The sequence below is a fragment of the Paractinoplanes ferrugineus genome (genome assembly GCF_016862195.1).
GTDB lineage: Bacteria > Actinomycetota > Actinomycetes > Mycobacteriales > Micromonosporaceae > Actinoplanes > Actinoplanes ferrugineus.
This window is the reverse complement of record NZ_BOMM01000012.1, coordinates 219,630-246,223: the sequence shown is the minus strand read 5'-3', so window position 1 is coordinate 246,223 and position 26,594 is coordinate 219,630. Positions and strand designations below refer to the sequence as shown.

Genomic DNA, 26,594 nt, shown 5'->3' with positions numbered 1-26,594 from the left:
TGACAGTGCTCACCGCCCTGGCCCATGCATTCGGGTCAGGGCGGTGGTGCTTGAAAGGACCTATACATGGCGAAGATTCTCAGCTTCTCTGACGACGCCCGGCACCTGCTGGAGCACGGCGTCAACACGCTCGCCGACACGGTCAAGGTCACTCTCGGCCCGCGCGGCCGCAACGTCGTCCTCGACAAGAAGTTCGGCGCGCCGACGATCACCAACGACGGTGTCACCATCGCCAAGGAGATCGAGCTCTCGGACCCCTACCAGAACCTCGGGGCCCAGCTGGTCAAGGAGGTGGCGACGAAGACCAACGACGTCGCCGGCGACGGCACCACCACGGCGACCGTGCTCGCGCAGGCGCTTGTCAAAGAGGGTCTGCGCAACGTGACCGCGGGTGCCAACCCGCTCGGTCTCAAGCGCGGCATGGATCAGGCCGCCGAGGCCGTCTCCAAGGCGCTGCTGGCCAAGGCCGTCGACGTCGACGACCACAAGTCGATCGCCAACGTCGCCACCATCTCGGCCCAGGACGCCACCATCGGCGAGCTGATCGCCGAGGCGATGGACCGGGTCGGCCGCGACGGCGTCATCACCGTCGAAGAGGGCTCGGCCATGGCGACCGAGCTCGAGGTCACCGAGGGTCTGCAGTTCGACAAGGGCTTCATCTCGCCGAACTTTGTGACCGACGCCGAGTCGCAGGAGGCCGTCCTCGAGGACGCGTTCATCCTGCTGACCACGCAGAAGATCTCGAGCATCGAGGAGCTGCTGCCGCTGCTGGAGAAGGTTCTCCAGACCGGCAAGCCGCTGCTGATCATCGCGGAGGACGTCGAGGGCCAGGCCCTGTCCACCCTGGTGGTCAACTCGATCCGGAAGACCCTGAAGATCGCCGCGGTGAAGGCTCCCGGCTTCGGCGACCGCCGCAAGGCGATGCTTCAGGACTTCTCGATCGCCACCGGCGCCGAGCTGATCGCGCCGGAACTCGGCTACAAGCTCGACCAGGTCACCCTCGACATGCTGGGCACCGCCCGGCGCGTCGTGGTCGACAAGGAGAACACCACGATCGTCGACGGCGGGGGCAAGGCTCCCGAGGTCGCCGACCGCGTCGCGCAGATCCGCAAGGAGATCGAGGCGTCGGACTCCGACTGGGACCGCGAGAAGCTCTCGGAGCGGCTGGCCAAGCTCTCCGGCGGCATCGCGGTGATCAAGGTCGGTGCCGTCACCGAGGTCGAGATGAAGGAGCGCAAGCACCGCATCGAGGACGCCATCGCGGCGACCAAGGCGGCCGTCGAGGAAGGAACCGTCCCCGGTGGCGGCGCCGCCCTCGCGCAGGTGGCCAAGGACCTCGACGGCGGCCTCGGCCTGTCCGGCGAGGAAGCGATCGGCGTCTCGATCGTCCGCAAGGCGCTCGTCGAGCCGCTGCGCTGGATCGCGCAGAACGCCGGCCACGACGGCTACGTCGTGGTGGGCAAGGTCGCCGAGCTGGGCTGGGGCCACGGCCTCAACGCCGCCACCGACGAATACGTCGACCTGGCCGCGTCCGGCATCATCGACCCGGTGAAGGTGACCCGCAACGCGGTCACCAACGCGGTGTCGATCGCCGGCCTGCTGCTGACCACGGAGAGCCTCGTGGTCGAGAAGCCGGCCGAGGCCGAGCCCGCTGCCGCCGGTCACGGCCACAGCCACGGTGGCCACGGCCACCAGCACGGCCCGGGCTTCTGACCGGAGTTACCACCAGGAGGGGCACGCCGGTTCGCCGGCGTGCCCCTCCTGGCTGTTCCGGTCGGGTCGGTCCCGGTCGGTTCCGGGGCGCCATCGAAGATCCAGTTCGTCTATGCTCCCGGGCCATGTCCGACACCGTGCTGCTCGATGCGGGGTTTGCCTATCCCGAGGTGAAGGTCGTTCTCGCGGCTATGCGTGGGCGGGACTGGGCCGCGGTGCGGGCGGTGCTCGACGCGGCCGGGCCGGTGGGGCGATCGACGCTGATCCGGGCGGCCTCGGAGGAGTACGGGCAGGAGGAGTTCCTGCGGCACGTCCTCGCGGAGGACCCGGACGACACCGCGGCCGCCGCGATGCTCGGCATGCACCTGATCGACATCGGCTGGCGGATCCGGTCGGACGCGCGCGCTCAACATGTGTCCGGTGGCCAGTTCGAGGCGTTCCACGACTGGCTGCGCCGGGCCGAGATGGTGCTGCTCGAGGGGGTCGCCCGCGGGCCCGCCGACCCGGCGTTGTGGGTGGCCCGGCTGACCTCGGCGCGTGGCCTGGAGCTCGGGCTGGACGAGACGCGCCGCCGCTATCGCAAACTGGCCGCGATCGACCCGCACCACCTGCCCGGTCAGAACGCGTACCTGCAGCGTCTTTGCCCCAAGTGGAGCGGCGACTGGCCGATGCTGCACGCCTGGTGCCGGGCCGAGATGCTGGCCGCCCCGCCCGGCGCGGTGCAGGCGGTGCTCGTCGTGGACGGGCACATCGAGCATTGGGCCGAGCTCGGCGAGAGTGCCAACCTCGGTTACCTGCGGAGCAAGCCGGTGCGGGACGAGATCGACGAGGCGGCGCAGCGGTCGGTGCGGCACCCGGACTTCGGCCGCGACTACGGCTGGGTGCAGGTGGCGAGCAGTTTCGCGATGATCTACAGCGTGCTCGGCGACCGGGCCGCGGCCGGGGCGATGTTCGACATGCTCGGCGATCTCGGCACCGAGGTCCCGTGGTGCTATGTCGGCGACGGCAACGCGGCCCAGCAGATCCGGGCCTATCGGCAGCGGGCTCGGCGGCGCGGGAGAGTGGTCGGATGATCTCGAAGTTCGAGGTCGGGGGGATTCCCGGGCTGATCGTGCCGACCACCGGATCGATGCAGGCGGGGCTCGGGTTCCGGGTCGGGTTCGTCGACGAGCCACTGGCCCGGCGCGGCATCACCCACCTGATCGAGCATCTGGCGCTGCACTCGGTGGGGGTCGCCGACTACCACTACAACGGGGCGACCGGCGTCGAGTTCACCCGCTTCCACATGCAGGGCGTCGAGAAGGACGTGGTCGCCTTCCTCAACGGCGTCTGCGCGGCGCTTCGTGACCTGCCGATGAGCCGGCTCGCGGTGGAGAAAGAGGTGCTGCACGCCGAGGCGCACGGCCGCAACGCGCCGGTGTCCGAGCCGATGTGGCTGTGGCGGCACGGCGCCCGCGACTACGGCGCCGGCGCCTATCCCGAGTGGGGGCTGCCCGGCATCACCGAGGACGACCTGCGCGCCTGGGTGGATCGCTTCTTCACGAAGGAGAACGCGGTGCTGTGGGTGGCCGGCGAGAAGGTGCCGGCCGGGTTGGAGCTCGATCTTCCATCCGGTACGCGTCAACCGCTGCCCCCGCCGTCGTCGGCGCTCCCGTCCACCCCCGCGTGTTTCGGCGGCTCGGCCGGCCTGGTGGCGTGGGACACGGTGGTGCCCCGGTCGCCGGCCACCTCGGTATTCGCGGACGTGCTGGAACGCATGCTCTTCCGCGAACTGCGCCAGGAGTCGGGTTTGTCGTACGCGGCGCAGACCGACCACCGGCCGCTGGGGCGGGACAGCGTGGTCATCACGGCGGTGGCGGACTCGTTGCCGGAGAACTCCGGCGCGGTCCTCGGCGGGATGGTCGACGTGCTGGCCGCCCTGCGGGCCGGGCGGGTCGACCCGGCCGATGTGACCGCCATGATCGGCAAGCGGGTCGCGGGGCTGCGACACTCCGACGAAGTCGCCGCCCGGCTGCCGATCCAGGCGCTCGGCCTGCTCGCCGGCCGCGAGGTGTGCGACGTCGAGGAGCAGATCGCCGGGCTGACCGCGGTGACCGCCGCCGACGTGGCCGCGGTCGCCGCCGACGCCTGGGCCAACGGCCTGGTCATGTCGCCCTCCCGAGCCGACCACGCCGGTTTCACGATCGCGCCGCAGGAGTCCGTGGCGAAGGTCGACGGCACCGCCTTCCCGGCGTTGCCCGGGGCGACGGCGCTGCTGGTGGTCGGCGCCGAGGGGATCAGCCTGGTCGAGGAGAACCTGCTGACCGTCCGGTTCGACGAGTGTGTGCTGATGCGGGCCTGGCCGGACGGTGGCCGGCAGCTCATCGGCGCGGACGGGACAGTGATCTGGGCCGAGCCGACCCTGCACCGGGCCGGCCGGGCGGCGATCGCAAAGATCGACGCCGCTGTCCCGGGGGAGTTGGTGGTGGCCGAGGCGGCGCGCGCGCCCGAGCAGATCCCGCAGCCGCGGGCCACCGCGGCCGACCGTTCCGACCGGGTCGCCGGCATCCAGGGCATGGTTCTGTTCGGGGTGCTCACGCTGGTCTTCGGCGGGTTCGCGGCGCTGCTGCTCGTCGCGTTCCTGACCGGGACCGAGGATCGCGGCCCGCTGTTGGCGATCGCGTCGCTCTGCGCGCTGGCCGCGGCCGGCGGGGGTCATGGTGTCCGGCGTGCGCGCTATCGGATGCGCTACGGCTCACGGCCGATCGAGCGGTAATGAATCGGTAAGGAAGCTGTGTCGCCGGGCGGCTCGCGACGGAGCACGATGGTCTGGTGAGAGATTCCGTGCGCGCCGGGTTGTCCGGTGTTGCGGCCGCCGCGGTCGCCGTGGGCGTTGCCGAGCTGGTGGCTGTGCTGACCGGGCCGCTCTCGGCTCCGCTGCTCGCGGTCGGCGGGGTGGTCGTCGATCATGTGCCGCCGCCGGTCAAGGACTTCGGTGTCGCCGTCTTCGGGGTGCACGACAAAACCGCGTTGATCACCGGCACGGCGATTCTGCTCGCCGTTTACGCGTACGCGGTGGGCGTGCTCGCCGTCCGGCACTGGCGGATCGCGCTCGCCGGGATCGGCCTGTTCGCGGTCGTCGGGGTGGCGTCCGCCCTGACCCGGCACGACGCCGGACTGGTCGCGGCCCTGCCGACGCTTGTCGGGGCCGGGCTGGCGGTGGTGGTGTTGCGCTATCTGGTCGAGCTGGCCGAGGTGCGCGGGGCGGGCCCACCGGCGGAGCGGGTGCTGGTCGGGGCCTCCGCCGGGGCACGGACGGCAACCGGATCGGCCGACGACCCGCCGACTCCGCGGGCGGGGGCGTCGACCAGCGCGTACCGCATGGAAAGCCGGCGCCGATTTCTCAAGGCGCTCGGCATCGCGGGTGGGGTGGCCGTTGTCTCCGGCGTGGCCGGCCGCCTGCTCACCGGGCGTCGGGCGGTCACCAAGGCACGCAGCGAGGTGGTGTTGCCGGCGGCGCGGCAGAGTGCGCCGCCGCTCTCGGCCGGTGTGCAGGCGCCGGGCGCGACGCCGTTCATCTCGCCCAACCGGAATTTCTATCGGATCGACACCGCGCTGTACCCGCCGCAGGTCGACCCGGCGACGTGGCAGTTGAAGATCCACGGCATGGTGCGCAACCCGATCACGATCACCTGGGAGCAGCTGCTGCAGCGGCCGATGATCGAGCGCTACGTGACTCTCACCTGTGTGTCCAACGAGGTCGGTGGCGACCTCATCGGTAACGCTCTGTGGTTGGGCACGCCGATCAAGGAACTGCTGGACGAGGCTGATCCGCTGCCCGGCGCCGATCAGGTGGTGCAGCGCTCGGTGGACGGGTGGACGTGCGGCACACCGACGTCGATCCTGCGGGACGGCCGGGATGCGCTGCTCGCGGTCGGGATGAACGGGGAGGCGCTGCCGGTCGACCACGGTTTCCCGGTGCGCATGGTGGTGCCCGGGCTCTACGGGTACGTCAGTGCCTGCAAATGGATCACCGAGATCGAGCTGTCCCGGTTCGCGGACTTCGACGCGTACTGGGTGCCGCGCGGGTGGGCGCAGCAGGGGCCGATCAAGACCGAGTCGCGGATCGACACCCCGCGGGACGGGGCCTCCCGGTCGGCCGGGCTGGTGACCGTGGCCGGGGTGGCGTGGGCTCAGCACAAGGGCATAGCCAAGGTCGAGGTGCAGGTCGACGACGGGCCGTGGGCGGAGGCGACCCTCGCGGCGGTCGCGTCGGCGGACACCTGGCGGCAGTGGAGTTACCCCTGGCAGGCGTCCGAAGGAGAGCACACTTTGCGGGTCCGCGCAACGGACACCTTCGGTCAGACCCAGACGTCCACTCCGGCGTCGCCCGCCCCCGATGGGGCCAGCGGATGGCACTCCGTGCAGGTCAACGTCGGGTAGTGCCATCAGTTGAAGAACGCACTAACGGTCCGACGCGGAAGTGCAAGTCGCTCATACGGTGGTTTGCATGTCCACCGATGCGGTTGTTGAAGAACCGTCAGACAACGAAGCCCGGCCCCCGTACGGGGACCGGGTTGTCCGGGTGATGTCGGGCGCCGATCAGGCGGCCGGCGCCTGCCGCTGTGCCGGCACTGCCGACTTGTGGGGCCGGCCGAGGCGAGCCTCGAGACGAGCAAGGTCGACACGTCCGTGATGACGGTCGGCGAGGTCCTCCCAGCCGATCGCGAGCAGCCGCAGCCGCTCCGCTTCGCTGAAGCCTCCCCAGACCCCATAAGGTTCCCGGACAGCAAGAGCGTGGGCGGCGCACTCGGCCCGAACCGGGCAGGCGCCGCACATGGATTTTGCCTTGGCCTCGCGGCGGTTGCGCGAGGAGCCGCGTTCGCCGTCAGGGTGGAAGAACTGCGCAGTGTCCCGGCCTCGGCACAAGCCGAGTCGTTGCCAATCCCACAGGTCAGCGATGGGCCCGGGCAGTCTGCGAACGTTCGACATCAAACACCCTCCTCCCGCGCGGCACCGCGGTGTGTCGTCCCGAAGGGGCCTTCATGCTCAGGCCTGGGCCGGTCATACCCCGGTGGCACCCGGCTCACACGCGACTCGTCGATGTGTTCTTCAGCCGCATGGCACCGGTACAGCAACTCATACCGATCTTTCCCATTTTTTCCATCTAAAGCGCGTAATGCTGCGGCCCTCGCGTGATCTCCTCTGAGAGAGAAGGAGGATCACTGTGCGTACCGTCCTCGTGTGCGTCCGTACCCCGCTGGCGGCCCAGACCGTCGCGTCCACCGCGGCCCGGCTCGGCATGACCGGCGTCGTCAGGACCGCCGTCAGCGAGACCGAGGCCATGATCCGGCTGGCTGAACGGCCCGCCGAAGTGGTCCTCGCCGACACCGCCGTGACCCGTCCCGACAGCGTCGGCTTCACCCGGCGCGTCCTCGCCCGCGCCCCGCAGGCGCAGGTAGTGCTCTTCGGTGCCGAAGACCCGCGGGTGGCCGCGGCGGCCGTCGCGGCCGGCGCCCGCGGCGTCATCCGTGGCGTCGAGCACGACCTGGTAAGCGTCGTCGCCAAGGCCCTGCTCCTGCTGCTGCTCCCGGTGCGGCCGCAGGGCATGCCGATCAACGGAACCAACGCGCAGCCGGCGGGGGTCGCCGGCGGCGCGCGCAACAACAACTCACCGGCGGCGCGGGCCGCCTATCAGAACGGTATGCCGATGGGGTCGCCGAACTCGGCGTCCGTGCCGGCCATGCTGCCGAACTCGCCGATGGTGCCCGCCCAGCGTGGCGACGCCCCGATCGACCCGGTCACCGGCCGGCCGATGGTGGCGTGGCCGGGCAACGAGACCCAGGTCGGGGTGGCCGATCCGGCTCCGGCCGGCCGGCGGCTCACCCTCACCGAGCGGGAGCTTCAGGTGCTGCGCGGGATGGCCGACGGCAAGAGCAACGCGGAGATCGGCCGTGAGCTCTTCGTCTCGGAGGACACCGTCAAGACCCACGCCCGCCGGTTGTTCCGCAAGCTGGGTGCTCGCGACCGCGCGCACGCGGTGGCGGCCGGTTTCCGGGCCGGTCTGGTCGCCTGACCCGGCCACTGGACCACTGAGCAACAGCTGTCGGTGAGATGACAGGCGGCAAAACCCCTGTCGTCTCACCGATCAGTTGTTGTCGTCGTCGGTTCCCTCGGTCAGTGTGTCGTGCACGCCGTCGGCATAACCACGCGCGTATTCCCATGTCACGTAGTGATCGGGATCGGGGTCGTAGGCCGGCTCGTGCACCCGCGGGCGCCCGCTCGACAGCAGGTGGCGCAGGTTGCCCCGGAGCAGATCCCAGTCGAAGTAGTGCGGCTCGTGGCAGTCCTCGCACTCGATGACCAACCCACGAATGCCCGTCGGACTCAGCAGGGCCTGGTAGATCTCCAGGTCGCTCAGGTCCTCCAGCACGTCCTGCCGCTCGGCCTCGGTCAGCGGCTCGGTCTCGTCACCGTCACTGAGGTCGTCGAGGTCGGCGGCGGGGTCACTCGGATCTCCGTTGAACGGGTCCAAGCCGTCGAAGGGGTCAATGGGCTCATCCTGCACCCCCATACCGTACTCACCTCGGGCGGATGTGTGCTGGCCCGCACGTCCTGTCCGTCGCACGAGAGCGCTCACGACGGATGGGTACGATAAACCATCCGTCTTCCAGCAGTTAGGGATTGCTCCGTGGAAAGCGACTCGGCCCGTACGGTTCCACTCGGTCTGACCTTCGACGACGTGCTTCTCCAGCCCGGCGAATCGGACATCGTGCCGAGCCGGGTGAACACCAACACGCGGCTGACGCGCAACATCAGCCTGACCATCCCGGTGCTGTCGGCGGCGATGGACACGGTGACCGAAGGGCGCATGGCCATCGCGATGGCCCGTGAGGGCGGCATCGGCGTGCTGCACCGCAACCTCTCGGCCGAGGACCAGGCGGCCCAGGTCGACCTGGTGAAGCGTTCCGAGTCCGGCATGATCACCAACCCGGTCACCTGCAGCCCCGACGACACGCTGCGCGAGGTCGACGCGCTGTGCGGCCGTTACCGCATCTCCGGCCTGCCGGTGGTGGACGCCGAGGGCGTGCTCGTCGGCATCGTGACCAACCGCGACATGCGTTTCGTCACCGACCACAGCGCCAAGGTGCGCGACGTGATGACCAAGGCGCCGCTGATCACCGCGCCGGTCGGCTGCAGCAAGGACGAGGCGCTCGCCCTGCTTCAGCGGCACAAGGTCGAGAAGCTTCCGCTGGTCGACGACAACGGCCGGCTCCGTGGCCTGATCACGGTGAAGGACTTCACCAAGTCCGAGCAGTTCCCCAACGCCACCAAGGACCCGCAGGGCCGGTTGCGGGTCGCGGCCGCCATCGGGGTCGGCGACGAGTCCTACAAGCGAGCCCGCGGCCTGATCGACGCCGGTGTCGACGTGATCATCGTGGACACCTCGCACGGCCACCAGCGTCAGGTGCTCGACATGATCGCCCGCCTCAAGCGGGACACCACCACCGACATCGTCGGCGGCAACGTGGCCACCTTCGCGGGCGCCAAGGCGATGGTCGAGGCCGGCGCCGACGCGGTGAAGGTCGGCGTGGGTCCCGGTGCGATCTGCACCACGCGCATCGTGGCCGGGGTCGGCGTCCCGCAGATCACCGCCGTGATGGAGGCTTCCCGCGCCTGCCGCGCGGCCGGTGTCCCGGTGATCGCCGACGGCGGCATCCAATACTCCGGTGACATCGCCAAGGCGATCGTCGCCGGGGCCGAGACCGTGATGCTGGGTGGCCTGCTGGCCGGCTCCGAGGAGAGCCCCGGCGACCTGATCTTCGTCAACGGCAAGCAGTACAAGTCCTACCGTGGCATGGGCTCGCTCGGCGCCATGCAGTCGCGGGGTCAGGCGAAGTCCTACTCGAAGGACCGTTACTTCCAGCATGATGTGCCGGAGGAGAAGCTGGTGCCGGAGGGTGTCGAGGGACAGGTGCCCTACCGTGGCCCGCTGTCGCGGGTCGTCGCCCAACTGGTCGGCGGGGTGCGGCTGGCGATGGGTTACGCCGGTGCCGAGACGATCCCGGACTTGCAGGAGCGTGGTCAGCTCATCAGGATTACCGCTGCGGGCCTCAAGGAATCGCACCCGCACGACATCCAGATGACGGTCGAGGCTCCCAACTACCACTCCCGCTGAGGGGAAACAAGCAATGCGTGACGTTGTGGAGATCGGCCTCGGTAAGACCGCCCAGCGCGGCTTCCACCTGGACGACATCGCCATCGTTCCGAGCCGGCGGACCCGCGACGTGGACGACGTGTCCACCGAGTGGCGCGTCGACGCGTACCCGTTCAAGATTCCCTGTGTCGCGCACCCGTCCGACGCGACCATGAGCCCGGAGTCGGCAGTCGCCCTGGGCCGCCTCGGCGGTCTGGGCGTGCTCAACGCCGAGGGCCTGTGGACGCGTTACGAGGATCCGTCGAAGATCCTCGAGGAGTTGGCGTCGCTCGGTGAGGACGCCGACGCGACCAAGCGGCTCCAGGAGGTCTACTCCGAGCCGATCAAGCCGGAACTGATCGCCGAGCGGGTGCGCACGATCCGGGACGGCGGCGTCACCGTTGCCGTCCGGGTGTCGCCGCAGCACACCCTCGCGCTCGCTCCGGTGGTGCTCGACGCGGGCGTCGATCTGCTCGTCATCCAGGGCACCCTGGTCAGCGCCGAGCACGTGTCCACGACGGACGAGCCGCTCAACCTCAAGGAGTTCATCGCCGACCTCGACCTGCCGGTCATCGTCGGCGGCTGCACCGACTACAAGACGGCCCTGCACCTGATGCGCACCGGTGCGGCCGGCGTGATCGTGGGCGTGGGTGCCGACGAATGGTCCACCACCGACACCGTGCTGGGCATCCGGGTGCCGATGGCGACGGCGATCGCCGACGCGGCCGCCGCCCGCCGGGACTACCTCGACGAGACCGGTGGGCGCTACGTCCACCTGATCGCCGACGGTGGCGTCTCCACCAGCGGTGACATCGCCAAGGCGATCGGCTGCGGGGCCGACGCGGTGATGCTCGGCGAGCCGCTGTCGCTGGCCGAGGGCGCGCCCGCCGGGGGTGCCTGGTGGCACTCGTCGGCCAGTCACCCGTCCCTGCCGCGGGGCGGCTTCTGCATCGCCGGTGAGCCCGACGGCACCCTCGAGGAGTTGCTGTTCGGACCGGCCAACAGCGCCAATGGGCAGCTCAACCTGTTCGGCGGTCTGCGGCGCGCGATGGCCAAGTGCGGCTACCGCGACGTCAAGGAGTTCCAGAAAGTCGCCCTGGTCCTCGACAAATGAGAGCGGCGCTGGCCGGGCTGGCGTCGTTGACGCTGGCCCTGGCCGGGTGCACCGCGTCCGGTAAGGATGGGCCGGAACCGGCGAAGAACTTCTCGCCCGGCGCGGACGGGATCGGCGACCCCTATTTCCCGAAATATGGCAACGGCGGCTACGACGTCGCCGGCTATGACCTCAACCTTCGCTACGACCCGGCAAAGGGCCATTTGTCGGGTACGGCGACGATCACTGCCACCGCCACGCAGGATCTGTCCAGATTCGACTTCGATCTCGCGCATCTGACCACCGCCGAGGTCACGGTCGACGGGCGGGCCGCGACCGCGAAGCAGGACGGGAACGAGCTGGTCATCACCCCGGCCGCCGGCATCGTCAACGGCAAGCCGTTCACCGTCGTGATCGACTATGCGGGCACCCCGGCGCAGATCGCCAACAAGACGCTCGGTGACGGCGGTTGGTTGCGCAGCGACACCGGGGCGGTTGCCCTCGGGCAGCCCGAGTCGGCCAGCTCCTGGTTCCCGGTCAACGACCACCCGGCCGACAAGGCCACCTTCAAACTCGCGATGACGGTGCCGGACGGGGTGGAGGCGCTCAGCATCGGCGTGCCCGGTCCCACGTCCACCGCCGACGGTTGGACCACCTGGCGGTGGACCGAGAACTCGCCGCTGGCCAGCTACCTGTCGACGGTGGTCATCGGGCAGTACCGGGTCACCACGAGCACGCACGACGGCAAGCCGATGGTCACCGCGGTGCCGGCGTCGATGGCCGCCGACAGCGACGCGGCCAAGTCGATCGGGCGCACCGGCGAGATCGCCGACTTCCTGGCCACCAAGTTCGGGCCGTACCCGTTCGACGCGTACGGCGGGATCGTCGTCGACGACACCCGGATCCGGTACGCCCTGGAGACGCAGTCGCGGCCGGCCTACGGGCGGGCGTTCTTCCAGAACGGCGAGAACGACACGGTGGTGGCGCACGAGCTCGCGCATCAGTGGTTCGGCGACAGTGTGGCGCTCGAGAAGTGGCAGGACATCTGGCTCAACGAGGGCTTCGCGACGTACGCGGAATGGTTGTGGCAGGAGCACGACGAGAACCTGCCGGTGCGGGAGAGCTTCGAGCGCACCTACAACTCGTTCGACTTCGCGCAGGCGCCGGGCGACCCGGGGGTGGCCAAGCTGTTCGGCGGCGCGGTCTACGACCGGGGCGGGATGACCGTCTACGCGCTCCGGCGCAAGATCGGTGATGAGGCGTTCGGGAAGCTGCTGACCACGTGGACGAGCGAGCACCGCGACGGCAACGCCGACACGGCCGACATGATCAAGCTGGCCGAGCGGTTGTCCGGCCAGGATCTCGGCAAGTTCTTCCAGGACTGGCTCTACGGGACGAGCAAGCCTACTTATTGACCAGCTTGGGGTGCTTCGCCAGGTAGGGCGCGATCTGGCCACTCGCGACGGCCTTGAGGAAGCCCCGGCCCTCCTCCTTCAGCTGCTCGCCGAGGTAACCGCTGCCGCCGCCCACGCCACTGCCGGGCAGGCCGACCAGGGTGATGCCGGCGGGGGAGAGGTCGCGCAGGGCGTAGGCGTACTCCAGGGTCGATCTTCCGCCGACGTACACCAGAGTCGCGCCGAGGGCCGTGACGATCCCCTGAAGCTTGGCCGGGTCGGAGGCGAGCCCCTGGGCGAGCGCCTTGTCCAGCATCGCCTTGACCAGCTGCCGCTGGTGACGTTGCCGGTCGTAGTCCCCGTTCGGCAGGCCGTAGCGCTGGCGTGCGTAGTCGATCGCCTGCCAGCCGACGAGGTGCCGTCGGCCGGGCAGATAGACCGCCGCCGGTCCCTGGTAGTCGCCGCCGACCAGGGGCCGCAGCGAGCCGTCCGGCTTGCGGTGATGCGACGACACCTTCTGGTCGATCGTCATGTCGATGCCGCCGAGCTGGTCGACGAGCTTGTCGAGGCCGCCGAAGTTGAGAATCGCCCCGGCCTGGAAGGTCTTGATCCCGGTGTACGCCGAAATGGACTTGGCGAGCAGCTCGTAACCCTGCTGGACGTTCGTCTTCTTCGAGCCCGGCACCCGCGACCCACGGCTCATCGCCTCGGTCAGCTTGTAGGTGCCGCCGCCGAACCCGGCCTTCGGGAACGCCGGCATCTTGACCCGCAGGTCGCGGGGCAGGGAGTAGAGATAGCCCGACTTCAAGCCGGCGTCGACGTGCAGCAGCATGATCGCGTCGGAGTGCGGCTCCCAGCCGGGAATCGTCACCCGGGTGTCGACGCCGAGCAGGAGCAGGTCGAGCGGGCCCTTGATGTCGGCGCCCGGCGACGGTGGCGGGGTGGTCGGGCTCGGGGCGACCGTCGTCGGCGCGGCGGATGACGGCGCGGCCGCCGGTTTCCCGGACTTGCCGGAGCCGCCGCGGGTGACGGCAAGTGCGATCCCACCGCCGCCCAGCAACACGACGACGATCGCGCCCGCTATCCACCACATCAACTTCCGGTTCCGCACAGCGGAACAGTAGAGGACAACATCACGCAGCTCAATGACGCAAGATCCCGCAGTGTGAAACAGCTCATTGCACTCCACCGATGGACCTTTACGCTTCCCCAGCCATATCTACGGGGAAAGGCCGAGCTATATGCAGCTCACCAAGCGGCGGTTCGTCGTCGGTCTGATCACCACGGCCGTTGCCGCATCTTTTACCGCTGTCACCACCATGGCCAGCGCTGCCGAGAGCGACACCACGGCTCAGCCGGTCCGCCTCATCGTCGGCTACAAGGCCGAATCGCTCCCGGACAGTGCCAGCCAGAAGTTCTCGGTGGCGGGCGTCCGGGCCGCCGCGCTCAACCAGTTGCGGGCGAGCACGGTCCGGGTGCCGGCCACCCGCAGTGCCGCGCTGATCGCCGCCCTGCGCAATGACCCGAACGTCTCGTACGTCGAGGTCGACCACGTTCGCAAGATCGATGACGTGACCCCGAACGACACCGAGTACGTCGCCGGTCACCAGCCGGAGAGCAGAGAGGTGAACCTCCCGGCCGCCTGGGAGTCGACCACCGGCTCGGACGTGACGGTCGCGGTCCTGGACACCGGCGTGAACGCCAACGGCGACCTGTCCGGCGCCGTTCTGGACGGCTACGACTTCGTCAACAACGACGGTGACCCGGCCGACGACCAGGGCCACGGCAGCAAGGTGTCCTCGCTGATCGCCGCCCGTGGCAACAACGGTGCCGGAATCGCTGGGGTCTGCTGGGAATGCCGGATCCTGCCGGTCAAGGTCCTCGACTATCAGGGCTCCGGCTACGACAGCGACATCGCCCGGGGCATCACCTGGGCCGTGCAGCACGGCGCCAAGGTCATCAACATGTCGCTCGGCGGCGACTCCTACAGCCAGACGCTGGCCGACGCGGTCGCCTATGCCAACGCCAGCGGGGTGCTGGTGGTGGCCGCGGCCGGCAACGAGAGCACCTCGAAGCGGGAATACCCGGCGGCCTACGGCGACGTGCTCTCCGTCGGCGCCACCGCGCCGTGCCCGAATTACAGCGCCGATCCGGCCTGCACCACCGGCACGACCGACAGGGCCAACTTCTCGAACTTCAACTCGAGCACCGACAAGTGGGTCGATGTGGCGGCGCCGGGCACCGTCCTCGCCATGGACCGGAACGGCAGATACGGTCCCGAACAGAGCAAAGGCACGTCGTTCTCGGCGCCGATCGTGGCCGGCATCGCCGCCCTGATCAAGTCGCAGAAGCCCAGCTACACCGGGTGGTCGCTGATGTGGTCGATCATGAACACCGCGACCCCGATCGGCAGCTGGACCACCTACGGCAAGGTCGACGCGGCCAAGGCGCTGACCTGGGACACCGAGACCTCGGCGCCGACGATCCTGGGCCTGTCCCCGCAACAGAACCAGAAGGTGCGCGGAACCGTCACGTTCACCCCGTACCAGCCGTCCGACGTCGGCTCCGGCATCCGCCTGGTCGCGCTGAGCGTCGACGGGGTGGCCAAGGGCGGGGCGACCAAGGCGCCGTGGGCGGTCGCGTGGAACTCGGCCGGTCGCAACGGCACCGCGAAGATCCAGTTCCGGCTGTACGACAAGGCCGGTAACACGCGGGTCTACGACCGGGTGGTGATCGCCGACAACACCGCACCGAACGTCCGGATCACCAAGGCGCCCAAGAACAAGTCGAAGATCAAGGGCACCGTCAAGATCTACTACACCGGTTCGGACACGTACGGGATCAAGAACTATCAGCTGATCATCAACGGCAAGGTCGTCTCGACGCACGCGGGCACGCCGGCGTTCAGCTTCGTCGCCTCGAAGTACCCGAAGAGCAGCATCCGGGTGCAGGTCCGGGCGTACGACGTGGCCGGGAACTCGCGGATCACGTCGGTGCTGACCTACCACCGGTAGTCACTACCCGACCGCAACCAGGATCGACCGGAACGGTCAGACAGCGAACCGAAGGTGAGGGAGCCGGCCAACGTGGCCGGCTCCTTTCACGTAAGGGGCGTACATGCTCTTCCGGGGAATCCTCGCGGGTCTGGCTGTGGTAGCCGCGGTCCAGGCACCGGCCCAGGCCGCCATCCGCGCGACCGACCCCGGATATGCCGCCCAGTGGGGCGTCCAGCAGACCCGGGTCAACGAGGCCTGGTCGGCCGTGAAGGGCAACCCGCGGGTCACCATCGCGATCCTCGACACCGGCGTCAGCAAGCTGCCCGACTTCGGTGACCGGCTGCTGCCCGGCTACGACTTCGTCAACGACGACGCCGACGCCTCGGACGACAACGGTCACGGCACGATGGCCGCCGGGGTCGCCGCCGCCTCCGGCAACAACCGGCTCGGGGTGGCCGGCGTCTGCTGGTTCTGCCGCATCCTGCCGGTGAAGGTGCTCGGCGCGTCCGGCTCCGGCGGTTACGACAAGTGGGCCGACGGCATCCGGTACGCCGCCGACCGGGGCGCCACGATCATCAGCGCCTCGTTCGGTGGGGACGCCGACTTCGCCCCGTTGCGCGACGCCGTCAACTACGCGACCGCCAAGGGCTCGCTGGTCATCGCCGCCGCCGGCAACAAGGGCACGTCGACGCCGCACTACCCGGCGGCGATCCCGGCCGCGCTGGCGGTGGGTGCGGTCGACGAGAAGGGTGCGCGTTACTCCTGGTCCAACTACGGCCCGAGCTGGGTCGACATCACGGCCCCCGGATGCAACCCGGCGCAGGGCCGCAACGGCGCCATCGACCAGTACTGCGGCACCTCCTCGGCGACGCCGTTCGTCTCCGGAGTCGCCGGCCTGCTCGCGGCGACCGACCCGGCCCCGACCGCGGCCACGATCCGCTCGTCGCTGCTCGCCGGTGCGCGCGGCGGTCAGGTCGACGCGCTGGGTGCGCTTTCGGCGCTGCCCGCGCAGGGCGACACGACGCCTCCGGCGGTCGTCTTCGGCGCCGTTCCGGCGCTGGCCCGGGGCGTGGTCACGGTCGGTGCGGCGGCTGCCGACCAGCACGGGGTCGCCAAGCTTGCGCTGTACGCGGCGGGCCGCCTGATCGCCGAGGACCGCACCGCCCCCTACTCGTTCGCGTGGCCGTCGGCCCCGGCCACCGGCCTGGTCCAGCTCGAGCTCCGCGCCTACGACCGGGCCGGCAACATGACGGTCGTCAGTCGTTCGGTGCGCGCCGACAACACCGCGCCGGCGGTCACGCTCTACCGCAACGGCAGCACCGTGACGGCCCGCGCCACCGACCCGTCCGGGGTGGCCCGCCTCGAGCTCGTGGTCGACGGCAAGGTGTCCGCCCGATTCGCCGGTTACCTGCACCGGTTCCAGGTGCCGGCGCGGGGTTCGGTGCAACTCCGGGCCTTCGACAAGGCCGGAAACATGCGCGTGGCAACGGTTCGCCGCTGACACACCCGCCCCCGGGGCACCGGGGTGACCGCCGGTAAACTCGCCGGGTGAGTACCCCGCGCCCCGTGCTCGTCGTCGACTTCGGCGCCCAGTACGCCCAGCTGATCGCCCGCCGCGTCCGTGAGGCACGCGTCTATTCGGAGATCGTGCCGCACTCGATGCCGGTCGCCGAGATGCTCGCGAAGGACCCCGCCGCGATCATCCTGTCCGGCGGCCCGTCCAGCGTCTACGAGCCCGGCGCGCCCTCGCTCGACCCGACGCTGTTCGACAACGAGGTGCCGGTCTTCGGCATCTGTTACGGCTTCCAGGCGATGGCCCAGGCCCTCGGCGGCACGGTGGCGCACACCGGCTCCCGGGAGTACGGCCGCACCCTGCTCAGCGCCCAGGGCGGCACCCTGCTGCGCGAGCTGCCGGCCGACCTGCCGGTGTGGATGAGCCACGGGGACAGCGTCGCGGTCGCCCCGCAGGGCTTCGCGGTCACCGCGTCGACCCCGGGCGCGCCGGTCGCCGCGTTCGAAGACCTCACGGCCCGGCGCGCGGGTGTGCAGTTCCACCCCGAGGTGGCGCACACCGAGCAGGGCCAGCGCATGCTGGAGCGTTTCCTCTACGACATCGCCGGCCTCGAGCCGACCTGGACGCCCGACAACATCATCGAGGACCAGGTCGCCCTGATCCGCGAGCAGGTCGGCGACAAGCAGGTCATCTGCGGCCTGTCCGGGGGTGTCGACTCGGCGGTGGCCGCGGCGCTCGTGCACAAGGCCATCGGCGACCAGTTGACCTGTGTCTTCGTCGATCATGGCCTGCTGCGCGCGGGTGAGGCCGAGCAGGTCGAGAAGGACTACGTGGCGGCCACCGGCATCCGCCTCAAGGTGGTCGACGCGGCCGACGTGTTCCTCGGTCATCTGGCCGGCGTCACCGACCCCGAGCAGAAGCGCAAGATCATCGGTCGGGAGTTCATCCGTACCTTCGAGGCCGCGGCCCGCGAGCTCGACGCCGAGCGCCACATCGAGTTCCTGGTGCAGGGCACGCTCTACCCGGACGTGGTCGAGTCGGGTGGTGGCACCGGCACCGCCAACATCAAGTCCCACCACAACGTCGGCGGTCTGCCCGACGATCTCCAGTTCGCGCTGATCGAGCCGCTGCGCACGCTGTTCAAGGACGAGGTGCGCGCCCTCGGGGCCGAGCTGGGTCTGCCCGACGAGATGGTGCACCGCCACCCCTTCCCGGGTCCGGGCCTGGCGATCCGCATCATCGGCGCGGTCGACCGCGACCGCCTCGACATCCTGCGTGCCGCCGACCTGATCGCCCGCGAGGAGCTGACCGCGTCGGGCCTCGACCGCGACGTCTGGCAGTTCCCGGTGGTGCTGCTGGCCGACGTCCGCAGCGTCGGCGTGCAGGGCGACGGGCGCACCTACGGCCACCCGGTCGTGCTGCGCCCGGTCTCCAGCGAGGACGCGATGACCGCCGACTGGTCGCGCCTGCCCTACGACCTGATCGCCAAGATCTCCACTCGCATCACCAACGAGGTACGCGAGATCAACCGAGTGGTCCTCGACGTGACGAGCAAGCCCCCGGGCACCATCGAGTGGGAGTAACGCCCCGACGCGTGCGGGGCCGCCTCGCGCCGCCGGTCGCGGCGCATGCGTGCGGGAACGCCTGGCTCGCGCTGGGAAACAGGGGACTCGGGCAGCCCGTATCCATGGAAAGCGCAACCGTCAGACCGGCCGGCCCCAGCTCGGGTCGGTCGGGTCGCGCCATGGCGGCGGGGTGCCGGCGGGCTCCTCGGGGATCAGGAACCAGCACACCGGGTAGGCGATCAGTGCCACGCCCCAGGTGACCGCGGCGAACAGCGCGAAGGCGACCCGGACCAGCACCGGGTCGACACCGAAATAGCGGCCGATCCCACTGCACACCCCGGCGACGACGCGGTCGTCCTGAGGGCGGAGAAGGCGGCGGTAGGGTGCGTCAGTCATGTCACCATGCTGCGCCCCGGCCCGGGTCGGCAACCTCGGTGACAGCCCCTATTCCAACCCCTAATCCGGCCCCTCCCATGATCGGAAATTCCCGACACTACGGGTAACCGACCGAGTGCTCCGAGTGGGCGACAACGCTCTGATCTGCGGTTACGCAGCGCCACCATACTGTCAGCAATACGACAGACGTTTTCTGTAGGAAACCAAAACCGGGCAGAATTGCCGCCCGTGACCCCCGCACTGGAACCTCTTCGGCGAATCGCCGCGTACGCCGTCGCCACCGACGACGATGGCCGTGTGCTGCTCGTCCGAGCCTCGAGCCGCTCCGGCACCCCCGGCGTCTGGTCGCTCCCCGGCGGCGCAGTCGATCACGGGGAGGACCCCAACCACACGGTCGTCCGGGAAACCGCGGCCGAGACCGGCCTCAGCGTCACCGTGACCGGTCTGCAGGACGTGCTCGCCGACATGCGCTCGCTGCCGCACCGTGGCGTCACGATCCACACCGACCGCCTCATCTACACGGTGTCGATCCGTGGCGGCCATCTCATCGACCGTGTCGGCCACCCCACCGACCTGGCCCGATGGCACACCCTCGACGAGGCGGAAAAGCTCAAGATCCGGCCGTTCGCGGCGGCCGCGCTCGGCCTCGGCGCCGCCTCGCCCGACCTGCGCCCGGACGTGGCTCCCACGTTCCCGTCCTTCTACGCCTACGAGGGCCCCGACGGCCTGCACCGCGCCCAGCGCTTCGCGGCCTATGCGATCGCCACCGACGCCGACCAGACGCACGTGCTGCTGACCCGGATCGCTCCCGGCTACCCGGGTGCGGGCTGCTGGCACCTGCCGGGCGGCGGCACCGACTACGGCGAGCAGCCCGGCACCGCGCTGCTCCGGGAGCTGGTCGAGGAGACCGGCCAGGAGGGGCGGCTGATCGAGCTGCTCGGGGTGGCGAGCCACCGCGACGCGGCCTCGCTCGGCCCGGAGGGCTACCCGATCGACTGGCACGGCGTGCGTGCCTTCTACCGGGTGATCGTCGACGACCCGACCGACGTGATCGTCAAGGATGTCGGCGGCTCGACGTCGGAGGCGCTGTGGATGCCGCTGCCCGACGTGCGCCGGCTGGCTGAGTCGGAACTCACCGAGGTGACCGCCGAAGCACTGCAAAAGGCGCGGCTAACCTAGTCGGGTGAAGATCAGACGGGTCGGGGCGTACGGCGTGTGCCGCGACGATTCCGGGCGCGTGCTCCTTGCCCGGAACTCGGGCGCGAGCGAGTTCCCCGGCCTGTGGACCCTTCCCGGCGGTGGCGTCGAACAGGGCGAACACCCGGACGATGCGGTCGTTCGCGAGTTTTTCGAGGAGACCGGTCTGTCTGTTCGGCGGACCGGCCTCCGCGCGGTCACCGCCGACGTGTTCCGGCTGCCCAGCGGCAACCTCGAGCACACCGATCGGATCATCTACGACATCTCCGTGCTGGGCGGTTCGCTGACCCCGGAGACGAGCGGCACGACCGACCTGGTCCGGTGGGTCGAGCCGGCCTCGGTGCCGCTGATGGCGTTCACCGCGGATCAGCTCGGGCTTCCCGCCGCCTACCCGGAGATCCCGAAGTCGGACGACGAGGTGGCCCGGCCCCGGCGTGTCCAGCGGTTCGGGGCCTACGCGGCCGCCACCGATCCGGCGGGCCGGATCCTGCTCGCCCGGATCGCCCCCGGCTACCCCGGCGCCGGCCACTGGCACCTGGCCGGTGGCGGCACCGACCACGGCGAGACCCCGGAAAAAGCCCTGGCCCGGGAGCTTTACGAGGAGACCTCGCAACACGGCCGGGTGACCGGACTGCTGGCCGTCTCGTCCCGGCATGATCCGGCGGCCGTCGGACCGGAGGGAGTGCCGATCGACTGGCACGTCATCCGGGCGATGTTCAGGGTTCAGGTGGATCTGCCGACAGAACCGGTAGTGACCGAAGCGGCCGGCGGATCCACCGCCGAGGCAGGCTGGTTCACGCGGGCCGAGACCGAGCGGCTCCCGTTGACCGAGTTGGCCCGGGAAGCCGTTGAGCAAATCGACAGTGAACAAGCGAGTTAAAATCGACACACGGGACATCCAGTTCCGCTGGACCGCTCGTAACAAGGGTCGCCGTTCGGCCTCTCGCCAAGGCCGCGCGGCTGTGCAATCGTGTAACCCCCGCATTCCACGGACGCGTGAGCGGCGGGCTACGGGGCCACTACCCACCGCAACCGCGCAGGTGGGCATCTCGATCCCATGGAGGAGACACGTGCCGAGAACCCCTTGGCGCCGGCGACGTTCGACGGATAGCCCCCGTCCCGCCGGCCGCCGTTGGGCAGGCCGTTTGCGCCGCAGTGGCACCATCGCCCGGCAGGCATTGCTGGTGCGGGTGGGCCGCCGTTCGTCCGATGTCGGGCGGGCAGCCACTGCCACCCGTGCTGAGGTGATTTACACGGGGCACGAGCTCGCGCCGGCGCTCCGACCGATCGTCACCCACGTGACCGCTGCCCCGGCCCCGGTGGCCGAGGAGGTCACGTCGCTGCTCCCAGGTGCCCAGACCACGGCCCGTAAGCTCCGGTTCGCCCTGGTCAACTCGTGCACGCTGGCCAGCCTGGCGCTCGGCCTGCTGGCGATCTTCCTGGCGATGCAGGGTGACATCCGCCCGGCCGCCGCCTGCCTCGTCGCCTGCGTGGCGTTCGACGGCCTGGACGGTGCGCTGGCTCGCAAGCTGGGCGTGTCCAGCCCGTTCGGCGCGCAGATGGACTCGCTCGCCGACATGTGCTCGTTCGGCCTGGCCGCCCCTGTGGTGGTCTATGCCGCTCTGGCGCACACCGTGCCGACGCCGGCCGCGGCGATCGCCTGTGTGCTCGTGGCCGGTTGCGCCGCGATCCGGCTGGCCCGGTTCAACGTCTCGCCCAAGGACGGCAAGTTCTTCTGCGGCGTGCCTACCACGATGGCGGCCGCCGTGCTGGCCGTGACCGTGCTGATCGACGTGCCGGTGCCCGGCCTCGCCCTGCTGGGCGGCGTGGCACTGCTCGCCTTCGCGATGGTGTCGAGCTTCCCCTACGCGAAGCTGGCTCGCCTGCTGCGGCTCCCGCCGTGGCTGTGGGCGCTGCCGGTGGTCGGCGCCCTGGTCGACATCCGCCTGACCTTCGCCGTGATCGTAATGGCTTACCTGGTGAGCGGCCCGGTCCTGTGGGCCCGCATGCGCCGGGTCTGAGCTTCGGGCGAAACGGACCTGAGCCGCCGGCAAAGGTCCTGAGAATCCAGCAGAAGGGCCGCCCTCGGGGCGGCCCTTTTCGTCTGCGGCGGAGCTCAGCGCCAGCGGGCGATCACCGAAGAACCGCCGATCACCTTCTCGTTGACCGCGACCAGCGCGTCGGCCCGGTCGGCGGGCAGGTAGACGTCGGTGCGGGAGCCGAATCGGATCAGGCCCATCCGCTCGCCCCGGGCCACCAGGGTGCCGATCGGCGCGCGCTGCACGATCCGGCGGGCGATCAGCCCGGTGCGCTGAGCCACCACCACCGTGCCGTGGTCGGTGTCGAGCACCGTGTAAGCCGCCACGTTGTGCTCCGCCGCCGCGGTCATGGCGTTGGCGTAGCCGCCGTCCTCGACGAAGTAGTCGGTCACCCGGCCGGCCACCGGCGCCCGGTTGACGTGCACATCCAGCACCGACAGGAACACCGCGATGCGCAGGAACTCACCCGGCCCGAACCGCTCGTCGGTCATCCGCTCGACCGACAGCACCCGGCCGTCGGCCGAGGCCACCACCGCTGCCGGATCGGTCGGCACGTCGCGCTCGGGGTCCCGGAAGAAGGCCGCGACCGGGCCCGCGGCCAGGGCCGGAAGCAGCCACAGCTTCGACTTGGGCCGGGCGGTGCGGGCCAGCGCGGCGAGTCCGAGGGCGATGCCGGCGGCGGCCACGCCGTTGGAGTCGATGTGCATGCCGCGGGTGACCGGCACGCTGGACGGGCGGTAGGCCGGGGCGAGGGTGGCGGCCACCCTGGTGTCGGCCTGGGTGAACCGGAGCTTGTGCACCCGCAACGGCGGCGAATTGCGCACCACCAGGTCGGAGCCGACCCCGAAGAGCGCGCCCTGCCGGAAGAGTTCGGCGGCGGCCCCGCCGGTGCGGCCGGGCACGGCCGGGGTGGCGAGCGTGACCACGGCGCCGTCGGCCAGGTATTTGCCGAGGCGGTCGAGCTGCGCCCGGACGTCCTGGGCGGTGCCGGTGACCGGCTCGGCGACGATCACCACGTCGGCGGGCTGAGCCTCGTCGAGCGCGTCCACCACCTTCACCCGATCGGCGATCCAGCCGCCCAGCACGGTGATGTGCTCACGGAGCAGCTCGGCGGTGCTGCGCTCGCCGGCCACCAGGGTGAGACTGTCGCCGGGGAGCAGCGCCTCGATGGCGGCGGACACCACGGGCGAGGCGTGGTCGGCGCCCACGACCAGCGCGGACGTGGCCGCGTTGTGGCGGGCGAACTCCGCGGTGAGCGCACGGGCGGCCGTGCTGCCGATGCCGACGATGGGTGCCTTGGACACGGCGGGGTACGGGGTCATGCGCCCGAGCATATTGCGCCGCCCGCGAGCGGACTGCTCACGGGCGGCGGATGTGCTCCGGCTCAGCCGGCGGGGTGTTGTTTGCGGAAGCGGTCGGCCGGGTCGTCGAGCAGTTCCTGCACGATCTCGGCGTGCATCTCGGGCGGCAGGTCGCCGAGGACCTCCGGCGCCGGGGCCGGCTGCTCGACCGTGGCGGCCGCCTGCACCGGCGCGGGGGTGCGGCTGGAGCGCAGCGCGCCGAGCAGGCCGAGCACACCGAACATGATCAGTCCGCCGGCCACCAGCCAGCCGAGGGCCGGCAGGTGGATCGTCATCATCCGGGACAGCGCCCACCAGAGCGCGATCAGCAGGAAGATCAGGCCGAAGCTGAGCGAGACCCCATCGGTGCGATGCGGCTTCATCGGAGCACCTCCACGTTGCCCGTGTCCATCTGCAGGTCGAGCTTGAGGGTGCCGCCACCGTTGCCGTCCCGGCCCAGGTCGGTGCTCGACCGGGTGGTGTCGCTGCGGTCGCCGGTGAACTCCTTGCCGAACAGCACCGCCCGGCCCCCGTCGATCTTGACGTCGGCGGTGGTGTCGACGTTCGCCGGGAGCAGGACCCGCATCTGGCCCACTTTCATGGTCATCGTCACCGTCTGGGTCTGGCCGGTGAAGTCGACGGCACGCAGGTCGAGTGTCGCGCTGCCGGCGGTGAAGTCGTAGCGGTCGGCGACGGCGGCGAGGGTCGCCGGGCGGTAGACGCTCTTGCCGACGTCGCCGCCCCAGCGCTCGACACCGTTCGAGACGAACAGGCCGATCGAGGTGAGGACGGCCAGCGCGATCAGGCCGCGGGCGCGACCGAACCAGGCGCCGACCAGCAGCCCGAGCGCGATCGTGACCAGGGCGGCGGCGAAGTAGGCGGAGATCGCGATGCCGGCGCCGGCCGTGTCGATCGCGGCCATCGTCCCGATCACCACGATCACCGCGAAGAACGTCAGGCGGCCGAGCTTGGAGCGCTCCCTGGGCGGCTTCGGCGGTTTCGGCGGGCGCGGGGGCTGCGGGGGGTACGCCGGTTGCGGTGCCGACCCGGCCCACGGGCCGTGCGGGGCGAACGGCGGGCGGTATCCGCTCGGCGGTGCCGGCGGAGTGAAAGGAGCCGAGTACGGCGCGCGGGGCGGAAGTGCCGGATCGGTCACCTGTTCCGAGGCCGGTGCGCTCGCGGCCGCCGACGCCGGGAAACCGGCTGGAGCGTACGCCGCAACGGGCTGCTCAGCGGTTTGCGCCCCGGGCGGCGGAACCGGTGGCTCGCCGGCCGGCGGCGGACCCGGAAACGGGGCGGTGGTGCTCGCGTTGCGTTTGATCAGCAGGAACGCGCCGAGGATGACCGCGGCGGCGAGCAGGCTGGCCCGCATGCCGTCGTTCACGATGAAGCCGAACGAGATGACCGCGGCCGTGCCGAGCAGCACCACCGCGAGCGGGGCCATGCCGCTGCGGCCCTTGCCGAGCAGCGACTCGATCGGCGAGGCGGTGTCGCCGTCGGCCGGGATGACGAGCCAGCCGATGAGGTAGAGCAGCACTCCGACACCACTCAGGATGCCCAGCACCGCGACCAGCACCCGCCACAGCACCGGGTCGGTGTTGGTGGCCCGGGCCAGCGCCGCGCACACCCCGGCGACATAACGGCCCTGCCGGGGGCGGACGAGATGCTCACGGGAGAATGACGGACCCGGCACCGACGGCTCCGCCGACGGCGCGGTGGGTGGTTCGTTGGTGGGAGCTTGGTCGGTCATGCCATCGATCCTGTCGTCGAGGGCGCCCTAGTCGCTTCCGGCTCCGACCCTGAGGCCACCCTGAGATCCGACCGGCCCGAGTCCGGGGGTCTTTCCCCGTGGCTGGCGGCCGCCGAACGTGTGACGATCGAAGGACCCAACCGAGGAGGGGCCATCAGCGCCGCCGTCAACCCACCCACTCGCCGGCTGTACCGGCCTCGCGACCACCGGATCATCGCCGGGGTCGCGGCCGGTCTGGCCGAGCATCTGGGTGTCCCGCTGCTGGCGGTTCGCATCGCACTCGTCGTGCTCCTCGGGTTCAGCGGTCTCGGCCTGTTGCTCTACGCGGCCTTCTGGGCGGTCCTGCCGCAACAGATTCCCACCACCGACGCGCCGCCGCGTCGTGACCTCGCCATGTTGCTGCCGTTCGCGGCGATCGGCCTCGGCGTCGTGCTGCTCCAGGCACTGGTCTTCAAGAACAGCGTGGCCGGCACGGTCGGCTGGCTGATCGCGGTGGTCGCGGTCGGCGCCGGTATCATCTGGCATCAGTCCGACCCGTCCCGGCGTGGCAATCTCGCCGGCGCCATGCCGCAGACGCCCTGGCTGGCCGCCGTGGTGGCGGAGAGCGACCGTCGATTCTTCCTGCTCCGCTTCATCGGCGGCGGGGTCCTGGTGGCTACCGGGATCATCGGGGTGGTCGCGGTCTACGCCCCGGCCGGCTCGCTCTCCTCGGTGTTCAACGGCGTGATCTTCGCGCTGGTCGGGTTGCTCGGCGTGGGCGTGGTCGCCGCGCCGCTGATCTACCGCATGTTCAACCAGCTGCGCACCGAGCGCGAGGGCCGCATCCGTGAGCAGGAGCGCGCCGAGCTGGCGGCCATGATCCACGACCAGGTGCTGCACACGCTGGCCCTGATCCAGCGCAACTCGGCCGACATCAAAGAGGTCCAGCGGCTGGCCCGCGGCCAGGAGCGCAGCCTGCGCAACTGGCTCTACAAGCCGACCGCGTCACCGACCGAGCGCTTCGCCGCCGCCCTCGAGCAGGCCGCCGCCGAGGTCGAGGACACCTATGCGATAAGCGTGGAGACGGTCGTGGTCGGCGACACCGAGTGCGACGAGCGGGTCGGCGCGCTTGTCGCCGCGGGCCGGGAGGCGCTGGTAAACGCGGCCCGGCACGCCGGCGTGCAGACGATCTCGCTCTACGCCGAGGTCGAGGCCGACGAGTTGAGCGTGTTCGTCCGCGACCGCGGGGCCGGGTTCGACATCGACAGCGTGGCGGAGTCGCGCCACGGAGTCCGAGGGTCGATCATCGGGCGCATGAAGCGGCACGGCGGGCGTGCCGAGATCCGCAGCACCCCCGGCGAGGGCACCGAGGTCCGCCTCAAACTGCCCATGTCCCGGGAGCACAGCACCCGAGAGAGCATTCCGACCGGGAAGGAGTCATGA

At 70.4% G+C, this 26,594-nt stretch carries 22 protein-coding genes; 15 read left to right on the top strand and 7 right to left on the bottom strand.

Annotated elements, in window-relative coordinates; translation table 11 throughout:
* The first annotated feature begins 66 nt into the window (after window positions 1-66).
* The 4 genes from groL (at window position 67) to Afe05nite_RS08980 (ending at window position 6,135) form a co-directional block, all read left to right on the top strand.
* Complete coding sequence (gene groL, locus Afe05nite_RS08995; RefSeq protein WP_203816521.1) at window positions 67-1,713, top strand: chaperonin GroEL; 1,647 nt, start codon at window positions 67-69, stop codon at window positions 1,711-1,713.
* A gap of 125 nt (window positions 1,714-1,838) precedes the next feature.
* Window positions 1,839-2,786 (top strand): hypothetical protein, encoded by a 948-nt coding sequence (locus Afe05nite_RS08990; RefSeq protein ID WP_203816520.1) that lies wholly within the window; start codon window positions 1,839-1,841, stop codon window positions 2,784-2,786.
* On the top strand, window positions 2,783-4,468 hold the full coding sequence (locus Afe05nite_RS08985; RefSeq protein ID WP_203816519.1) for an insulinase family protein: 1,686 nt from the start codon (window positions 2,783-2,785) through the stop codon (window positions 4,466-4,468). Before Afe05nite_RS08990 ends, Afe05nite_RS08985 begins: the two co-directional genes overlap by 4 nt.
* A 56-nt stretch (window positions 4,469-4,524) precedes the next feature.
* The gene (locus Afe05nite_RS08980) at window positions 4,525-6,135 is read left to right on the top strand and encodes a molybdopterin-dependent oxidoreductase (RefSeq protein WP_203816518.1); all 1,611 of its coding nucleotides are present in this window, start codon (window positions 4,525-4,527) and stop codon (window positions 6,133-6,135) included.
* Between the two features lie 159 nt (window positions 6,136-6,294).
* Here Afe05nite_RS08980 and Afe05nite_RS08975 read toward each other — a convergent pair whose 3' ends face one another.
* Window positions 6,295-6,684 (bottom strand): WhiB family transcriptional regulator, encoded by a 390-nt coding sequence (locus Afe05nite_RS08975; protein WP_203816517.1) that lies wholly within the window; start codon window positions 6,682-6,684, stop codon window positions 6,295-6,297.
* Window positions 6,685-6,919: 235 nt separating this feature from the next.
* Here Afe05nite_RS08975 and Afe05nite_RS08970 point away from each other — a divergent pair, with 235 nt between their 5' ends.
* Window positions 6,920-7,768: a response regulator transcription factor gene (locus Afe05nite_RS08970; RefSeq protein ID WP_203816516.1), complete on the top strand. Its 849-nt coding sequence runs from the start codon at window positions 6,920-6,922 to the stop codon at window positions 7,766-7,768.
* 72 nt (window positions 7,769-7,840) lie between these two features.
* Here Afe05nite_RS08970 and Afe05nite_RS08965 read toward each other — a convergent pair whose 3' ends face one another.
* On the bottom strand, window positions 7,841-8,260 hold the full coding sequence (locus tag Afe05nite_RS08965) for a DUF5319 domain-containing protein (protein ID WP_438867837.1): 420 nt from the start codon (window positions 8,258-8,260) through the stop codon (window positions 7,841-7,843).
* A 123-nt stretch (window positions 8,261-8,383) separates the two neighbouring features.
* On the opposite strand from Afe05nite_RS08965, the gene guaB reads away from it, so the two are divergent.
* The 3 genes from guaB to Afe05nite_RS08950 are packed head-to-tail and all read left to right on the top strand — an operon-like array spanning window position 8,384 to window position 12,397.
* Complete coding sequence (guaB, locus tag Afe05nite_RS08960; protein WP_203816514.1) at window positions 8,384-9,871, top strand: IMP dehydrogenase; 1,488 nt, start codon at window positions 8,384-8,386, stop codon at window positions 9,869-9,871.
* Between the two features lie 13 nt (window positions 9,872-9,884).
* A complete protein-coding gene (locus Afe05nite_RS08955; protein ID WP_203816513.1) occupies window positions 9,885-11,003 on the top strand; it encodes a GuaB3 family IMP dehydrogenase-related protein in 1,119 nt (372 codons plus the stop codon).
* Window positions 11,000-12,397, top strand: a complete 1,398-nt coding sequence (locus tag Afe05nite_RS08950) for a M1 family metallopeptidase (protein WP_203816512.1) — start codon at window positions 11,000-11,002, stop codon at window positions 12,395-12,397. Before Afe05nite_RS08955 ends, Afe05nite_RS08950 begins: the two co-directional genes overlap by 4 nt.
* Here Afe05nite_RS08950 and Afe05nite_RS08945 read toward each other — a convergent pair.
* Window positions 12,387-13,487, bottom strand: coding sequence for an LCP family protein (locus Afe05nite_RS08945; RefSeq protein ID WP_239117664.1), 1,101 nt, complete (start codon window positions 13,485-13,487; stop codon window positions 12,387-12,389). The two genes, Afe05nite_RS08950 and Afe05nite_RS08945, sit on opposite strands and share 11 nt — an antisense overlap.
* Before the next feature lie 130 nt (window positions 13,488-13,617).
* Between Afe05nite_RS08945 and Afe05nite_RS08940 the strand changes: the two genes are divergently transcribed.
* From Afe05nite_RS08940 to guaA, 3 genes are all read left to right on the top strand, one after another.
* The gene (locus Afe05nite_RS08940; protein ID WP_203816511.1) at window positions 13,618-15,390 is read left to right on the top strand and encodes a S8 family serine peptidase; all 1,773 of its coding nucleotides are present in this window, start codon (window positions 13,618-13,620) and stop codon (window positions 15,388-15,390) included.
* Window positions 15,391-15,493: 103 nt separating this feature from the next.
* Window positions 15,494-16,873, top strand: coding sequence for a S8 family serine peptidase (locus tag Afe05nite_RS08935; protein WP_203816510.1), 1,380 nt, complete (start codon window positions 15,494-15,496; stop codon window positions 16,871-16,873).
* 47 nt (window positions 16,874-16,920) lie between these two features.
* Window positions 16,921-18,468: a glutamine-hydrolyzing GMP synthase gene (guaA, locus tag Afe05nite_RS08930; RefSeq protein ID WP_203816509.1), complete on the top strand. Its 1,548-nt coding sequence runs from the start codon at window positions 16,921-16,923 to the stop codon at window positions 18,466-18,468.
* 120 nt (window positions 18,469-18,588) lie between these two features.
* On the opposite strand, the gene Afe05nite_RS08925 is transcribed toward guaA, so the two are convergent.
* The gene (locus Afe05nite_RS08925) at window positions 18,589-18,846 is read right to left on the bottom strand and encodes a PspC domain-containing protein (protein ID WP_203816508.1); all 258 of its coding nucleotides are present in this window, start codon (window positions 18,844-18,846) and stop codon (window positions 18,589-18,591) included.
* Between the two features lie 228 nt (window positions 18,847-19,074).
* Between Afe05nite_RS08925 and Afe05nite_RS08920 the strand changes: the two genes are divergently transcribed.
* The 3 genes from Afe05nite_RS08920 (at window position 19,075) to Afe05nite_RS08910 (ending at window position 22,064) form a co-directional block, all read left to right on the top strand.
* Window positions 19,075-20,025 (top strand): NUDIX hydrolase, encoded by a 951-nt coding sequence (locus Afe05nite_RS08920; protein ID WP_203816507.1) that lies wholly within the window; start codon window positions 19,075-19,077, stop codon window positions 20,023-20,025.
* A gap of 4 nt (window positions 20,026-20,029) precedes the next feature.
* The gene (locus Afe05nite_RS08915) at window positions 20,030-20,923 is read left to right on the top strand and encodes an NUDIX domain-containing protein (RefSeq protein WP_203816506.1); all 894 of its coding nucleotides are present in this window, start codon (window positions 20,030-20,032) and stop codon (window positions 20,921-20,923) included.
* Window positions 20,924-21,290: 367 nt separating this feature from the next.
* Window positions 21,291-22,064 (top strand): CDP-alcohol phosphatidyltransferase family protein, encoded by a 774-nt coding sequence (locus Afe05nite_RS08910; RefSeq protein ID WP_438867866.1) that lies wholly within the window; start codon window positions 21,291-21,293, stop codon window positions 22,062-22,064.
* A gap of 95 nt (window positions 22,065-22,159) precedes the next feature.
* Here Afe05nite_RS08910 and Afe05nite_RS08905 read toward each other — a convergent pair whose 3' ends face one another.
* The 3 genes from Afe05nite_RS08905 to Afe05nite_RS08895 all read right to left on the bottom strand — a co-directional run bounded on the left by Afe05nite_RS08905 (window position 22,160) and on the right by Afe05nite_RS08895 (window position 25,172).
* A complete protein-coding gene (locus Afe05nite_RS08905; RefSeq protein ID WP_203816504.1) occupies window positions 22,160-23,404 on the bottom strand; it encodes a phosphatidylserine decarboxylase in 1,245 nt (414 codons plus the stop codon).
* Window positions 23,405-23,466: 62 nt separating this feature from the next.
* The gene (locus Afe05nite_RS08900; RefSeq protein ID WP_203816503.1) at window positions 23,467-23,805 is read right to left on the bottom strand and encodes a hypothetical protein; all 339 of its coding nucleotides are present in this window, start codon (window positions 23,803-23,805) and stop codon (window positions 23,467-23,469) included.
* A complete protein-coding gene (locus Afe05nite_RS08895) occupies window positions 23,802-25,172 on the bottom strand; it encodes a PspC domain-containing protein (RefSeq protein WP_203816502.1) in 1,371 nt (456 codons plus the stop codon). The genes Afe05nite_RS08900 and Afe05nite_RS08895 overlap by 4 nt, the downstream gene beginning before the upstream one ends.
* A gap of 153 nt (window positions 25,173-25,325) precedes the next feature.
* Here Afe05nite_RS08895 and Afe05nite_RS08890 point away from each other — a divergent pair, with 153 nt between their 5' ends.
* Window positions 25,326-26,594, top strand: coding sequence for an ATP-binding protein (locus Afe05nite_RS08890; protein WP_203816630.1), 1,269 nt, complete (start codon window positions 25,326-25,328; stop codon window positions 26,592-26,594).

Coding starts and splice junctions, on each gene's coding strand:
- Afe05nite_RS08975 (WP_203816517.1), bottom strand. CDS start 6,684: ATGTCGAACGTTCGCAGACTGCCCGGGCCCATCGCTGACCTGTGGGAT.
- Afe05nite_RS08935 (WP_203816510.1), top strand. CDS start 15,494: ATGCTCTTCCGGGGAATCCTCGCGGGTCTGGCTGTGGTAGCCGCGGTC.
- groL (WP_203816521.1), top strand. CDS start 67: ATGGCGAAGATTCTCAGCTTCTCTGACGACGCCCGGCACCTGCTGGAG.
- Afe05nite_RS08940 (WP_203816511.1), top strand. CDS start 13,618: ATGCAGCTCACCAAGCGGCGGTTCGTCGTCGGTCTGATCACCACGGCC.
- Afe05nite_RS08955 (WP_203816513.1), top strand. CDS start 9,885: ATGCGTGACGTTGTGGAGATCGGCCTCGGTAAGACCGCCCAGCGCGGC.
- Afe05nite_RS08985 (WP_203816519.1), top strand. CDS start 2,783: ATGATCTCGAAGTTCGAGGTCGGGGGGATTCCCGGGCTGATCGTGCCG.
- Afe05nite_RS08905 (WP_203816504.1), bottom strand. CDS start 23,404: ATGACCCCGTACCCCGCCGTGTCCAAGGCACCCATCGTCGGCATCGGC.
- Afe05nite_RS08900 (WP_203816503.1), bottom strand. CDS start 23,805: ATGAAGCCGCATCGCACCGATGGGGTCTCGCTCAGCTTCGGCCTGATC.
- Afe05nite_RS08990 (WP_203816520.1), top strand. CDS start 1,839: ATGTCCGACACCGTGCTGCTCGATGCGGGGTTTGCCTATCCCGAGGTG.
- Afe05nite_RS08895 (WP_203816502.1), bottom strand. CDS start 25,172: ATGACCGACCAAGCTCCCACCAACGAACCACCCACCGCGCCGTCGGCG.
- Afe05nite_RS08925 (WP_203816508.1), bottom strand. CDS start 18,846: ATGACTGACGCACCCTACCGCCGCCTTCTCCGCCCTCAGGACGACCGC.
- Afe05nite_RS08950 (WP_203816512.1), top strand. CDS start 11,000: ATGAGAGCGGCGCTGGCCGGGCTGGCGTCGTTGACGCTGGCCCTGGCC.